Origin of the sequence: Streptomyces sp. NPDC093260, assembly GCF_040683715.1 — a bacterium.
GTDB classification, from domain to species: Bacteria; Actinomycetota; Actinomycetes; order Streptomycetales; family Streptomycetaceae; genus Streptomyces; species Streptomyces sennicomposti.
Genome location: NZ_JBFBEK010000003.1, coordinates 334,275 through 347,086 on the forward strand (window position 1 = coordinate 334,275; position 12,812 = coordinate 347,086).

The window sequence follows — 12,812 nt, forward strand, 5'->3', positions numbered from 1 at the left end:
GGTCCGCGTCCGCACGGAGTGCCGCCTCACTCGGACTTCGGTGTCTCCGGCGCCTGGATCGGCCGCAGCTTCAGCCACACCAGGAAGAACACCCCGAGGACCAGCATCCCGATCCCGGTCCACAAGTTGATGTTCACCCCCTGAGCCTTGTCGATCGCCGCCTGCGAATCGGTGATCCCCGTGATCGTCACGATCACCCCGTACAGCACGAACAACCCGCCGATGATCCGCCGCAGATCGAAGATCCGCGCGGCCGTCGCCGACTTCCCCTCCAGCTCGGTGACTTCCCGCTGGACGTCCTGCTCGGAGTATCCGGAACGCTCGGACCGTCCGGAGTTCTCAGCCTGTGACATGGTCTCTCAATCCTCCCGCGGTCAGAACGAGAACGGGATGTAGCAGATGGCGGCGAGGACGACGGCCCCCCACCCGAGCAGCGCCGGCCGGCGGTACCAGGCCTCGTCCCCGGGCGCCGGCGCCTCCGCCATGCCCGGCGAGGTGGTGCCGTACACCAGCCCCCGCAGCTCCTCCGCCGGCTTCGGCTTGGTGAACAGCGACACCGCCACCATGACCACCGCGCCGGCGACGAACCCGGCGATCGCGGAGACGAAGTTGGCGCCCTGGTCGCTGGGGATGTCCACGATCCCCTTCTTGTAGAGGACGAAGTAGTTCACCATCGCGGCGGTCGTGCCGGCGAGCAGCCCCCAGAAGCCGGACTTCTTCGACGCCCGCTTCCAGAACATGCCGACGATGAAGACGACGAACATCGGCACGTTGAAGAAGGAGAACAGCGTCTGGAGGTAGCTCATGATGTTCGAGAACGACGACGCCAGGAACGCCGTTCCCACCGAGGCCAGCACGCCGATCGCGGTGATCAGCCGCCCGAACCGCACGTAGTACGCGTCCTCGCGGTCCTTGACGATGTACTTCGCCCAGATGTCGGTGGTGAACACGGTGTTGAACGACGACACGTTGGCCGCCATGCCGGCCATGAACGCGGCGAGCAGCCCGGTCACCGCGATGCCGAGCACGCCGTTGGGCAGCAGCTCCTGCATCAGGTAGGGGATCGCGTCGTTGTACTGGAGCCCGGAGGCGGAGGTGCCGATGTTCGGCACCAGCGCGGCGGCGACCAGACCTGGGATCATCACCAGGAAGACGATGAAGATCTTCGGGAACGCGGCGATCAGCGGCGTGCGCTGCGCGGCGGACAGGTTCTTCGCGGACAGCGCCCGCTGCACCTCGGCGAAGTTGGTCGTCCAGTAGCCGAAGGACAGCACGAAGCCGAGGCCGAGCACGATGGTCAGCCAGTTCGCGCCGAGCGGGTTGGCGTGGCCGATGCCGGTGCCGCCCCAGGCGGTGGTGAAGTTCTCGCCGTGCTGCGCGGTCAGCTTGTGGGTCAGGCCGTCCCAGCCGCCGACCTTCTTCAGGCTGAGCACGACGATCGGGATGAGCGCCGCGAGGATCACGAAGAACTGCAGCACCTCGTTGTAGATCGCCGACGAGAGCCCGCCGAGGGTGATGTAGGCGAGGACGAAGAAGCCCGCGACCACGATCGCCACCCACTGCGGCCAGCCCAGCAGCGCCTCGACGACGATCGCGAGGGCGTAGAGGTTGACGCCCGCGATCAGGATCGCCGCGAAGGCGAACAGGATCGAGCTGAGCAGGTGCGCGCCCCTGTCGAAGCGCAGCAGCAGGAACTCGGGGACCGAGCGCACCTTGGAGCCGTAGTAGAAGGGCATCATCACCAGGCCGAGGAAGACCATGGCCGGGATGGCGCCGATCCAGTACCAGTGCACGGTGTACGCGCCGTACTGGGCGCTGTTGGCGGCCATGCCGAGGATCTCGGTGGCGGCCAGGTTGGCCGAGATGAACGCCAGACCGGTGATCCAGGCGGGCAGCGAGCGCCCGGAGAGGAAGAAGTCGAGGCTGGTCCTGACCGAGCGGCGGGCGGCGAAGCCGATACCGAGGACCACGGCGAAGTAGATGCCGAGGATCGCGTAGTCGAGGCCGTTGGTGGGCAGCCGTAGCTCCGCTGCCAGGTACGCGGGTGCGTATGTGGGGGTTTGCATGAGAACTCGCTTCGTCGCGCGAACTGGTCCAGCGTGGAACCTACGCCTCCGCGTTCATAAAATGAACACTTCTGTTGGTTGTCTTTGTTTGATTGTGATGTGCCGCCGAAGTGACCTTTCGCCACGCCGATGGTCACCTGGACGTTGCGGCGCCGCGAGGGCTTCGATGATTGGTTGTGGCGTGTTATGTTTGATTGTGTTGAGTGATTCGGTTGATGGGTTGAGCGGGTGCGGCGACCCGGACGCGGACCGGTCGGGAGTCCGCGGGGACCAGTAGGGAGTCCGGCAGTGAAGAAGACCTCGACCCGGCTGGCCGACGGCCGTGAGCTGATCTACTACGACCTCGGTGACGACACCGTGCGCGACGCCGTCGACCGGCGCCCGCTGGAGCCGACCGTCACCACCTCCGAGATCCGCCCCGACGTGCTGCTCGGCGACGCGGTCGCCGTGGCCTCGCACCGCCAGGGCCGCACCTACCACCCGCCGGCCGACGAGTGCCCCCTGTGCCCGACGCGCGGCGAGCGGCTGACCGAGATCCCCGACGAGTCCTACGACGTGGTGGTCTTCGAGAACCGCTTCCCGTCGCTCGCCGGCGACTCGGGCCGCTGCGAGGTCGTCTGCTTCACCTCCGACCACGACGCGTCCTTCGCCGATCTGACCGGGGCACAGGCGCGGCTGGTCCTCCAGGCGTGGACCGATCGGACGTCGGAGCTGTCGCATCTGCCCTCCGTCGAGCAGGTGTTCTGTTTCGAGAATCGCGGCGCCGAGATCGGCGTGACCCTGGGTCACCCCCACGGCCAGATCTACGCCTACCCCTTCACCACCCCGCGCACCGCGCGGATGCTGACCTCGCTCGCCGCCCACAAGGAGGCGACCGGCGGCGAGAACCTCTTCGACGCCGTCCTGGACCGGGAACTCGCCGGTGAGCGGGTCGTCCTGGAGAGCGAGCACTGGGCGGCCTTCGTGCCGTACGCCGCGCACTGGCCCTACGAGGTGCACCTCTACCCCAAGCGCCGGGTCCCCGACCTGCTCGCGCTGGAGGAGGCGGCGCGCACGGAATTCCCCCAGGTGTATCTGGAACTGCTGAGGCGCTTCGACCGGATTTTCGGCGAGGGGGAGCCGCCGACCCCGTACATCGCCGCCTGGCACCAGGCGCCGTTCGGCGCGCTGGCGCAGTTCGAGGGCGTGGTCCGCGAGGACTTCGCGCTCCACCTCGAGCTTTTCACTATCCGCCGCACTTCCGGCAAGCTGAAGTTCCTCGCGGGCTCCGAGTCCGGCATGAACGTCTTCATCAACGACGTGCCGCCGGAGCGCGCGGCCGAGCGATTGCGAGAGGTAGCGAGTTCATGAGCGGTAAGTACCTGGTGACGGGCGGCGCGGGCTATGTCGGCAGCGTGGTCGCCCAGCATCTGCTGGAGGCGGGTCACGAGGTCACCGTCCTCGACAACCTCTCGACGGGCTTCCGCGAGGGCGTGCCGGCCGGCGCCGCCTTCGTCGAGGGCGACATCCGCGACGCCGCCAAATGGCTGGACGCCTCCTATGACGCGGTGCTGCACTTCGCCGCGTTCTCCCAGGTCGGCGAGTCGGTGGTGAAGCCGGAGAAGTACTGGGACAACAACGTCGGCGGCACCATGGCGCTGCTCGCCGCGATGCGCGAGGCCGGCGTGCGCAGGCTGGTCTTCTCCTCCACGGCGGCCACCTACGGCGAGCCGGTGAACACGCCGATCACCGAGACCGACCCGACCGCCCCGACCTCCCCCTACGGCGCCTCCAAGCTGGCCGTCGACCACATGATCAGCGGCGAGGCGGCGGCGCACGGGCTCGGCGCGGTCTCCCTGCGCTACTTCAACGTGGCCGGGGCGTACGGCGCGTACGGCGAGCGGCACCAGCCCGAGTCGCACCTCATCCCGCTCGTCCTCCAGGTCGCGCAGGGCCGCCGGGAGGCGATCTCCGTCTACGGCGACGACTACCCGACCCCGGACGGCACCTGCGTCCGCGACTACATCCACGTCGCCGACCTGGCCGAGGCGCATCTGCTGGCACTGAAGGCGGCCGCCCCGGGCGAGCACCTGATCTGCAACCTCGGCAACGGCAGCGGCTTCTCCGTGCGCGAGGTGATCGAGACCGTGCGGCAGGTCACCGGCCACCCGATCCCCGAGGTCACCGCCCCGCGCCGGGCCGGCGACCCGGCGGTCCTGGTGGCCTCCGCTGCCGCCGCCCGCGACAAGCTCGGCTGGACCCCGTCCCGCGCGGATCTCGCGGGCATCGTCGCGGACGCCTGGGAGTTCGCGCAGACCGTCACGAAGGAGCAGTAGTGGGGGCACAAGAGGTCCACAAGACCCGAGAGGGTCACGAGGGCCAAGAGGTCCACGAAGTCGGGTCCGGCTTCACCGCGCTCTACGGCGCGGAGCCGGACGGCGTCTGGACGGCGCCGGGCCGCGTCAACCTCATCGGCGAGCACACCGACTACAACGACGGCTTCGTGATGCCGTTCGCGCTGCCGCACCACACGGTCGCGGCGGTGTCCCGCCGGGACGACGGCGTACTGCGGCTGCACTCGGCGGACGTGCCGGGCGGCCCGGTCGAACTGCGGGTGGCCGACCTGGCTCCCGCCTCCGACCGGGAGTGGACGGCGTACCCGGCGGGCGTGGTGTGGGCGCTGCGCGAGGCGGGCCACGAGGTGACGGGCGCGGACGTGCACCTGACCTCGACGGTGCCGTCCGGGGCGGGCCTGTCCTCCTCGGCCGCGCTGGAGGTCGTGGTCGCCCTGGCCCTGAACGACCTCCACGGACTCGGTCTGAAGGGCTGGCAGTTGGCCCGCCTGTGCCAGCGCGCCGAGAACGTCTACGTCGGCGCGCCGACCGGCATCATGGACCAGACCGCCTCGGCCTGCTGCACGGCCGGCCACGCGCTGTTCCTGGACACCCGCGACCTGTCCCAGCGGCAGATCCCCTTCGACCTGGCGGCCGAGGGCATGCGCCTGCTGGTGGTCGACACCCGCGTCAAGCACGCCCACAGCGACGGCGAGTACGGCAAGCGCCGCGCGGGCTGCGAGAAGGGCGCGGCGCTGCTGGGCGTGGACGCGTTGCGCGACGTCCCCCACGCCGAGTTGGACGCGGCGCTGGAACGGCTCGGCGACGAGCCGGAGGTGCGGCGCCTGGTCCGCCACATCGTCACGGAGAACGAGCGGGTCGAACGGGTCGTCGCCCTCCTGGAGTCGGGCCGGACCCGCGCGATCGGCCCGGTCCTCACCGAGGGCCACGCCTCCCTGCGCGACGACTTCCGCATCTCCTGCCCGGAACTGGACCTGGCCGTCGACACCGCGCTGGCCGCGGGCGCCCTGGGTGCCCGCATGACGGGCGGCGGTTTCGGCGGCTCGGCGATCGTCCTCGCGGAGGAGCCGGACGTCCCGTCGCTCACGAAGGCCCTCGAAGAGGCCTTCGCCACCGCGTCCTTCACCCCGCCCCGCATCTTCGAGGCGGTGCCGTCGGCGGGGGCGCGCCGGGTGGGGTGAGACGCCCTCCGGGGCGCGGGTGACGTTCCGGCGCCACGGGTGTCCGTGGCGCCGGACGCCGGAACCCGGTCCCTCCACCGGTATCGCTTCCCGGCGCACGGCTGGGTGGCGCACGGCTGGGTGGCGGACCGCGGGAGCCGTCCGCGTCGACCGCACCCCATGGCGGTCTGCGCGCCCTCGTCCGGCATACGATCCAGCGGCACCCCACCGCACAAGGAGCGCCGCCCGGTGACCGCCATCCTCCCCCCGTCCGCCGCCACCGCCGGCCCGCGTTCCGCCCGGCTGCTGACCCGCTCGGAGGACGGCGAACGCCTGCACGCGCTGCTGTGGGAGGCCGGCCCGGGATGGCGGATGATCAGCAGTGCGGTGCTCGGCGGCGGGATCGGCGAGCGGGGCTGGGTGCTCAACGCCCAGGTCGCCCACGGCTACCGGCGCACCGACCCCGACCGGCACCTCGCCGAACTGGCCGCCGAGGCCGGCGCGGTGGGAGCGGGGGTGGGGCTGATGACGGCGGCCGACGTCACCCGGAACGGCCGGGCGGAGGACGCCGGCGCGCAGGCGGTGGCCACGGCGGGCATCAGCGTACGAGGCTGGGCCGCGGCTCCCGCGGAGCACCGTGCAGACGCCCTGCCCGCACAACCCGGCACGATCAACATCGTCGCCGCCCTGCCCGTGGCGCTGACCGACGCCGCCCTGGTCAACGCGGTCGCCACCGCCACGGAGGCCAAGGTCCAGGCCCTCCTCGACGCGGGCCACGACTGCTCCGGCACCCCCACGGACGCCGTCTGCGTCGCCGCCCGCGTCCCCGCCCCCGGCGCCGACCTCCACGCCTTCGCCGGCCCCCGCTCCCTCTGGGGCGCCCGCCTCGCCCGAGCGGTCCACAGGGCAGTAGCCGCAGCCCTCCCGCCCCGCTGAGGCCGGCTCAGCGAGTCGAGTCACGCCACAGGCCCGGGCGCCGTGTGCGACAGGCCGCGCTCCGCACCGGAGGCCTCTGTGAGTGCCCAGCCCGACGGCGCGAACGGGCCGCCTGTCCCCCTGCCCGAGTAGGCGGTGGCGCTGCCGGCCCTGGCCCGCGTGCCACCATGGCTCCCGAGCGCTTCGCGACCGACACGGGGAGGGAACGTGGGAAGCACCACGTCTGCCAAATGGTCCGGCTGGCGCAGCCGGACTGTCGAGATACCGGGCGCAGGGGAAGGAAAGCCGGTCCTTCTGGAGTTCCGCGCGGGCTTCGCCACGAGCTTCGACCTGTCGACCGTGCGCAAGGGTCCCTATCATCAGCGGGCCCGTGACACGCTCGTCACCATCGGCCGGACCGGGCCGTCGCACATCGTCCTGCCAGCCGACTGCGACGCCCTCGCCATCTGGCGGGTCATGGTGGGCGACGAGGCCGCCAGTGGCCTGGGCCGGTGGAAGGTGCGCGTCGTGGACAGCGACGCACTGCCTCAGCTCCCGACCAAAACAGTCCGGGGAAAAGGAACCCAGACCTTCGGCTATTTCAGCCCCAAGCCGTACTTCGAATACGCCCCGGTCGTGCACTACGACTTCATCGACTCACCCGGCACCATCATCTACACGCCGGCCAACGGCGGCAAGCAGCTGATCCGGTTCACCTCCGCTGTCAACCAGAAGGGCACCCTGCGCCTTCCGCAGCACGGATACGTCACCGTGTCCGAACACGGCAAGTGGCAGATCTCGGTGACCTGACTCCACCGATTTGAGCGCTCGCCATCTTGATCAGATGGCGAGTTCGAGGGTGACGACGGTTCCGACGGCCGCGGTGGTCGTTGGAGCCGCAGCCTCCGCCGCCGGTGGGGGAGCGCCGGCCGCGAGTTCCGCCCCGGCCGGCGTATCCGCCTCCGCCGGTCCCGCCGCCTCCGCCGGTGGACTGACACCCTCTCACCCCAGTGGCTTCACCAGCGTGTACTCCGTGTGGCCCGGGGGGTAGTCCGGGAGCGCGCAGATGACCTTGTAGCCGTGGCGGCGGTAGAAAGCGGGGGCCTGGAAGTCCCAGGTCTCCAGGCGGGCTCCGGTGCAGTCGCGCTGCTCGCGGGCGATGCGCTCCGCGCGGGTCAGGAGGCGCGAGCCGAGGCCCGCGCCCCGGTGGCGGGCGTCGACCCACAGGTACGTGACGTGCAGCCAGGTCGCCCAGGTGTGGCCCACCAGGCCGCCCGCCAGCGCCCCCGCCGGGTCCAGCGCCCACACGTGCAGGGGCGCCTCGCGCTCCGCCGGGGTGCCGCGCAGCGCCGCCAGGACGGGGGAGGCCGCCGTGTTCGTCTCGCGGAGCCGGGAGCGGAGCAGATTGCGGCGCTCTTTGTCGACTCCCGCCTCGATACGGAACATGCGGCACACCTTAAACGCGACGACCGATCAGTTCTGCGAATTGTCTTCCCCTTCCGGCCGCCGTCCGTACTCTGAGGAACGGTGCCGACGGGGGCCGGCGCCGTTCAGTGGGCGAGACGGCCGGGTACGGCGCCCGCGGCGGGGGTAGCTCTTCCGCGGGCGGCGGCCGTGCGGTCGTACCGGCCCCGGGTGCCGTACCCGCACCGGAAGGCGAAGGCGGCAGCGGTGCGCCGGCGTTTCGTGATGTGCGTCTGCGATGACGGGAATCCCCTGCTCCTCCGGGAGTCTGGGGGAGGGGGGTTCAGTGGTTCGAGTCCGAGTCCTGGTCGTCGACGACCACCGGATCTTCGCGGAGTCCCTCGCCGCCGCGCTGGCGGCCGAGCCGGACGTCGACGTGTCCGCGGCCGGTTCCGGTCCGGCCGCGCTGCGCTGCCTGGAGCGGGCCGCCGCCGAGGGCCGCCGCTTCGACGTCCTCCTCGTGGACGCCGACCTCGGCGGGAACGTCCCCGGCGAGCGGCCCGCCGTGCCCGTCCAGGAGGGCAACGCCGACGGGCTGGTGGACGGGATCTCCCTGGTGGCCGGGGTGCGCACCGCCCAGCCGGGGGTGCGCACCGTCGTGCTCGCCGAGAAGGACGACCCGCGCCGGGCCGCGCTCGCCCTCCAGGCCGGGGCCTCCGGCTGGGTGGCCAAGGACTGCTCGCTGTCCCGGCTGCTCACCGTGATCCGGGGCGTGCTGCGCGACGAGACGCATCTGCCGCCCGCCCTGCTCACCGGCGTCCTGCGCGAGCTGACCGCGGCCCGCAAGCACCGCACCGAGAGCGAGCGGCTGGTGGCGTCGCTGACCCCGCGCGAGCGGGAGGTGCTGCGCTGCATGGTCGCCGGGCTCGGCCGCAAGGCCGTCGCGGAGCGGCTGTTCCTCTCCCCGCACACCGTCCGCACCCATATGCAGAACGTGCTGGGCAAGCTCGGCGTGCACTCCACGCTGGCCGCCGTCGCCCTGGCCCGTCGCGCCGGGGTCGGCCCGGCCGAGCTGGGGCCGGCCGCCGGGCGCATCGACGTCGAGGAGAGCAGCAGCGCCTGACCGGGCCGGGGGCCGCAAGCGGGCCTGTGGTCAGCCGGAAGCGGGCCTGTGCTCAGCGGCCCGTGAGACACCGGGCCGGCGGCCGGTCCGCGGGAGACCCGCGGCCTGCCCTCAGCCCGGGATGTTGTCGAACGGGGCCGTCAGCTGGCGCAGCAGCCCCGCCAGTTCCGTGCGCTGGGCGGCGGAGAGTTCGCCGAGGATCGCGCGCTCCTGGGCCAGCAGGCCCGCGAGCGACTGGTCGGCGCGGTCGCGGCCCTCGTCCGTGAGCCGGACCAGCACCCCTCGCCGGTCGCTGGGGTCGGGCAGCCGTTCGACCAGGCCCTTCTTCGCCAGCCGGTCGATGCGGTTCGTCATCGTGCCCGAGGTGACCAGGGTCTGGGTCAGCAGCTGTCCGGGGGAGAGCTGGTACGGCGCCCCCGCGCGACGGAGCGCGGTCAGCACGTCGAACTCCCAGGGTTCCAGGCTGTGCTCGGCGAAGGCCAGCCGACGCGCCCGGTCCAGGTGCCGGGCCAGTCTGCTGACCCGGCTCAGCACCTCGAGCGGTTCCACGTCGAGGTCCGGGCGCTCCCGCCGCCACGCCGCGACCAGCCGATCGACCTCGTCCTCCATGCGATCAGTGTAGTGGTTGTGTCGATGTGAAGTCTCTTGACGTCAACATTCTTGACATGGAGAGAAGGTGGGGGAGACAGTGGAACCACGCCAGTGTGTCGCCGACGACGAGCCCGAGGAGGCCGCCATGTCCGAGTCCAGGTCCCCGTCCGAGTCCCGGTCCGGCCGGTCCGGGGCCGGCGCCCCGAACCCCGTCTGGGACCCCGCGCAGTACCTGCGCCACGCCGATCACCGGGCCCGCCCGTTCGCCGACCTCCTCGCCCGCGTCCCGCCCCCGCCCACCCCCGCGCCCCGCGTCGCGGACCTCGGCTGCGGCCCCGGCAACGTCACCGCGCTCCTGGCCGACCGCTGGCCCGCCGCGCACATCACGGGGTACGACAACTCGCCCGAGATGCTCGACAAGGCCGTCGTGGAGCACGAGGGCCCGACCCCCGGCGGTGGTCGCCTCGACTTCGCCCCGGCCGACGTCCGCACCTGGACGCCCGCCGAGCCGTACGACCTGATCGTCAGCAACGCCACCTTCCAGTGGGTGCCGGGACACGCCGGCCGGTTCGGCGACTGGGTGGCGGCCCTGAAGCCGGGCGGCGCCTTCGCCTTCCAGGTCCCCGGCAACTTCTCCGCCCCCAGCCACACGATCATGCGCTCGCTCGCCGCCTCCGCCCGCTGGCGCGACCGCCTGGACGGCGTCCTGCGCCACGACGACGCCGTGCTCGGCCCCGAGGGGTATCTGGAGCGCCTCACCGCCCTCGGCTGCGCCGCGGACGTGTGGGAGACGACGTACGTCCATCTGCTCCGGGGCGAGGACCCGGTGCTGGACTGGCTGAAGGGCACCGGGCTGCGGCCCGTGCTCACCGTCCTCGCCGACGATCCCGAGGCCCGCGAGGCGTTCCTCGCCGAGTACCGGGCCGCCCTGCGCGAGGCCTACCCGGCCGGGCCGCACGGCACCCCGTTCCCGTTCCGCCGCGTCTTCGCCGTCGCCCGCAAGGAGGCCTGAGACGTGCTCACCGCCGTCGACCATGTCCAGCTCGCCGCCCCGCCGGGCTCCGAGGACGACCTCAGGGCGTACTACACCGCTGTCCTCGGCATGACGGAGATCCCCAAGCCGCCGGTGCTCGCGGCGCGCGGCGGCTGCTGGTTCCAGGCCGGGGCCGTCCAGCTCCACCTGGGGACCGAGGAGGACTTCCGGCCCGCGAAGAAGGCCCATCCCGGGCTGCGGGTGACCGGCATCGAGGCGTACGCCGCCCGTCTGACCGAACGCGGCGCCCCGGTCACCTGGGACGACGACCTCCCGGGCCACCGCCGCTTCTACTCCGAGGACCCGGTGGGCAACCGCCTGGAGTTCCTGGAGCCGACCGGGTGACCTCAGCTCTTGCGGTGCCCTATCAGCCGCGGCTTCGGCTCCAGGCCGTCCAGGCCGTGCCAGGCCAGGTTCACCAGGTGCGCGGCGACCTCCGCCTTCTTCGGGCGGCGTACGTCCAGCCACCACTGGCCGGTCAGCGCGACCATGCCGACCAGCGCCTGCGCGTACAGCGGGGCGAGCTTCGGGTCGAAGCCGCGGGACTTGAACTCGCGGCCCAGGATGTCCTCCACCTGGGTGGCGATGTCGGAGATCAGGGAGGCGAAGGAGCCCGTGGACTGGGGGATCGGGGAGTCGCGGACCAGGATGCGGAAGCCGTCCGTGTACTCCTCGATGTAGTCCAGGAGCGCGAAGGCCGCCTGCTCGCACAGCTCCCGGGGGTGCCCGGCGGTCAGCGAGCTGGTCACCATGTCCAGCAGCCGCCGCATCTCGCGGTCCACCACCACCGCGTACAGCCCCTCCTTGCCGCCGAAGTGCTCGTACACCACCGGCTTGGACACTCCGGCCCTGGCCGCGATCTCCTCCACCGAGGTGCCCTCGAAACCCTTCGCCGCGAACAGGGTGCGACCGATCTCCAGCAGCTGCTGGCGGCGCTCGGCACCGGTCATCCGGGTGCGGCGCGCACGCCGCGGCTTGTCATTGCTGGGGGTGCTGGAGTCGGTCGCCACGGCGTCAATCATGCCGCCTTCGCGGTCTCCCTCCGGCGGCGGGAGCCGCGTACGTCGGTGTTGCGGCGGGAATCGATGCGCGAGCGTGACGGCCAGCGCACGTCATGGGCCCAGCCCAGCCGCTCGCACCAGCGGATGATCCGCGCCGAGGAGTCCAGCTGCCAGCGCTCCACACCGTGCCGGGCGGAGGTCGGGTCGGCGTGGTGCAGGTTGTGCCACGACTCGCCGCAGGACAGGATCGCCAGCCACCACACGTTGCCCGAGCGGTCCCGCGACCTGAACGGGCGCTTGCCGACCGCATGGCAGATCGAGTTGATCGACCAGGTCACGTGGTGCAGCAGCGCCACCCGGACGAGTGAACCCCAGAAGAACGCGGTGAACGCGCCCCACCACGACATCGTCGCCAGCCCGCCGATCAGCGGCGGCAGCCCCAGCGACACGGTCGTCCACAGCACGAACTGCCGGGAGATCCGCCGCATGGCCGGGTCCCTGATCAGATCCGGCGCGTACTTGTCCTGCGGGGTCTGCTCCTCGTCGAACATCCAGCCCACATGCGCCCACCACAGGCCCTTCAGCAGCGCGGGGACGCTCTCCCCGTAGCGCCACGGCGAGTGCGGGTCGCCCTCGTGGTCGGAGAACTTGTGGTGCCGGCGGTGATCGGCCACCCAGCGCACCAGCGGCCCCTCCACCGCCATCGACCCCGCGATCGCCAGCGCGATCTTCAGGGGCCGCTTGGCCTTGAAGGAACCGTGGGTGAAGTGCCGGTGGAAGCCGATGGTGATGCCGTGGCAGCCCAGGAAGTAGAAGAAGACCAGCAGACCGAGGTCCAGCCAGCTCACCCCCCACCCCCACGCGAGCGGCACCGCGGCGACCAGCGCCAGGAACGGAACGGTGATGAACAGCAGCAGCGTGATCTGCTCGATCGAACGCTTCTGCTCGCCGCCCAGCGTGGCGGAGGGCGCGGGGCCGGCCGTCTGAGGGGCTTCGTCGATCACATCGGAGGAGCTTGACGTCATGGGCGTCCTCTGGGGGGTCGAGGGTCGAGACAGATGCCGGAGGCCGTTTCAGGGAAGGACCAGCTCCCTACGGTTGCGTAACCTACGGCAACGTAAGTATGGCAGTGCGTCGCCGCGCGGCAAGAGCCCCTGGCCTGCGCGTCCCGACCGACACCTAGACT

At 71.6% G+C, this 12,812-nt stretch carries 14 protein-coding genes; 8 read left to right on the plus strand and 6 right to left on the minus strand.

All coding sequences use genetic code 11. The features are described 5' to 3' along the window. Positions 1 to 26: 26 nt before the first annotated feature. A complete protein-coding gene (locus tag AB0N63_RS05690; RefSeq protein ID WP_365524494.1) occupies positions 27 to 353 on the minus strand; it encodes a hypothetical protein in 327 nt (108 codons plus the stop codon). A gap of 21 nt (positions 354 to 374) precedes the next feature. Further along, positions 375 to 2,066: a sodium:solute symporter family protein gene (locus tag AB0N63_RS05695; protein WP_365524496.1), complete on the minus strand. Its 1,692-nt coding sequence runs from the start codon at positions 2,064 to 2,066 to the stop codon at positions 375 to 377. A gap of 288 nt (positions 2,067 to 2,354) precedes the next feature. On the opposite strand from AB0N63_RS05695, the gene galT reads away from it, so the two are divergent. The 5 genes from galT (at position 2,355) to AB0N63_RS05720 (ending at position 7,284) form a co-directional block, all read left to right on the plus strand. Next, positions 2,355 to 3,416 (plus strand): galactose-1-phosphate uridylyltransferase, encoded by a 1,062-nt coding sequence (gene galT / locus AB0N63_RS05700; RefSeq protein WP_365524499.1) that lies wholly within the window; start codon positions 2,355 to 2,357, stop codon positions 3,414 to 3,416. After that, positions 3,413 to 4,381, plus strand: a complete 969-nt coding sequence (galE, locus tag AB0N63_RS05705; RefSeq protein ID WP_365524501.1) for a UDP-glucose 4-epimerase GalE — start codon at positions 3,413 to 3,415, stop codon at positions 4,379 to 4,381. Before galT ends, galE begins: the two co-directional genes overlap by 4 nt. Next, positions 4,381 to 5,580, plus strand: a complete 1,200-nt coding sequence (gene galK, locus AB0N63_RS05710) for a galactokinase (RefSeq protein ID WP_365524504.1) — start codon at positions 4,381 to 4,383, stop codon at positions 5,578 to 5,580. The genes galE and galK overlap by 1 nt, the downstream gene beginning before the upstream one ends. A 228-nt stretch (positions 5,581 to 5,808) precedes the next feature. Then, positions 5,809 to 6,495 carry an adenosylcobinamide amidohydrolase gene (locus AB0N63_RS05715; RefSeq protein ID WP_365524507.1) on the plus strand — a complete coding sequence of 229 codons (687 nt, stop codon included), beginning with the start codon at positions 5,809 to 5,811 and terminating at the stop codon, positions 6,493 to 6,495. Between the two features lie 207 nt (positions 6,496 to 6,702). Further along, positions 6,703 to 7,284: a hypothetical protein gene (locus AB0N63_RS05720; protein ID WP_365524510.1), complete on the plus strand. Its 582-nt coding sequence runs from the start codon at positions 6,703 to 6,705 to the stop codon at positions 7,282 to 7,284. A gap of 192 nt (positions 7,285 to 7,476) precedes the next feature. On the opposite strand, the gene AB0N63_RS05725 is transcribed toward AB0N63_RS05720, so the two are convergent. Beyond that, positions 7,477 to 7,920 (minus strand): N-acetyltransferase, encoded by a 444-nt coding sequence (locus AB0N63_RS05725; RefSeq protein WP_365524513.1) that lies wholly within the window; start codon positions 7,918 to 7,920, stop codon positions 7,477 to 7,479. 304 nt (positions 7,921 to 8,224) lie between these two features. Between AB0N63_RS05725 and AB0N63_RS05730 the strand changes: the two genes are divergently transcribed. After that, entirely contained in the window at positions 8,225 to 9,001 is a 777-nt protein-coding gene (locus AB0N63_RS05730; protein ID WP_365524516.1) for a response regulator transcription factor, read from the plus strand. A 111-nt stretch (positions 9,002 to 9,112) separates the two neighbouring features. Here AB0N63_RS05730 and tamR read toward each other — a convergent pair whose 3' ends face one another. Next, on the minus strand, positions 9,113 to 9,610 hold the full coding sequence (gene tamR, locus AB0N63_RS05735; RefSeq protein WP_009189059.1) for a MarR family transcriptional regulator TamR: 498 nt from the start codon (positions 9,608 to 9,610) through the stop codon (positions 9,113 to 9,115). Between the two features lie 127 nt (positions 9,611 to 9,737). Here tamR and AB0N63_RS05740 point away from each other — a divergent pair, with 127 nt between their 5' ends. Further along, complete coding sequence (locus AB0N63_RS05740) at positions 9,738 to 10,604, plus strand: trans-aconitate 2-methyltransferase (RefSeq protein WP_365524518.1); 867 nt, start codon at positions 9,738 to 9,740, stop codon at positions 10,602 to 10,604. 3 nt (positions 10,605 to 10,607) lie between these two features. Next, positions 10,608 to 10,970 carry a VOC family protein gene (locus tag AB0N63_RS05745; RefSeq protein ID WP_365524521.1) on the plus strand — a complete coding sequence of 121 codons (363 nt, stop codon included), beginning with the start codon at positions 10,608 to 10,610 and terminating at the stop codon, positions 10,968 to 10,970. 2 nt (positions 10,971 to 10,972) lie between these two features. Here the strand turns inward: AB0N63_RS05745 and AB0N63_RS05750 are convergent, their stop codons facing one another. After that, a complete protein-coding gene (locus AB0N63_RS05750) occupies positions 10,973 to 11,647 on the minus strand; it encodes a TetR/AcrR family transcriptional regulator (protein ID WP_365524523.1) in 675 nt (224 codons plus the stop codon). After that, on the minus strand, positions 11,644 to 12,651 hold the full coding sequence (locus AB0N63_RS05755) for a fatty acid desaturase (protein WP_365524525.1): 1,008 nt from the start codon (positions 12,649 to 12,651) through the stop codon (positions 11,644 to 11,646). Before AB0N63_RS05755 ends, AB0N63_RS05750 begins: the two co-directional genes overlap by 4 nt. Between the last annotated feature and the right edge of the window lie 161 nt (positions 12,652 to 12,812).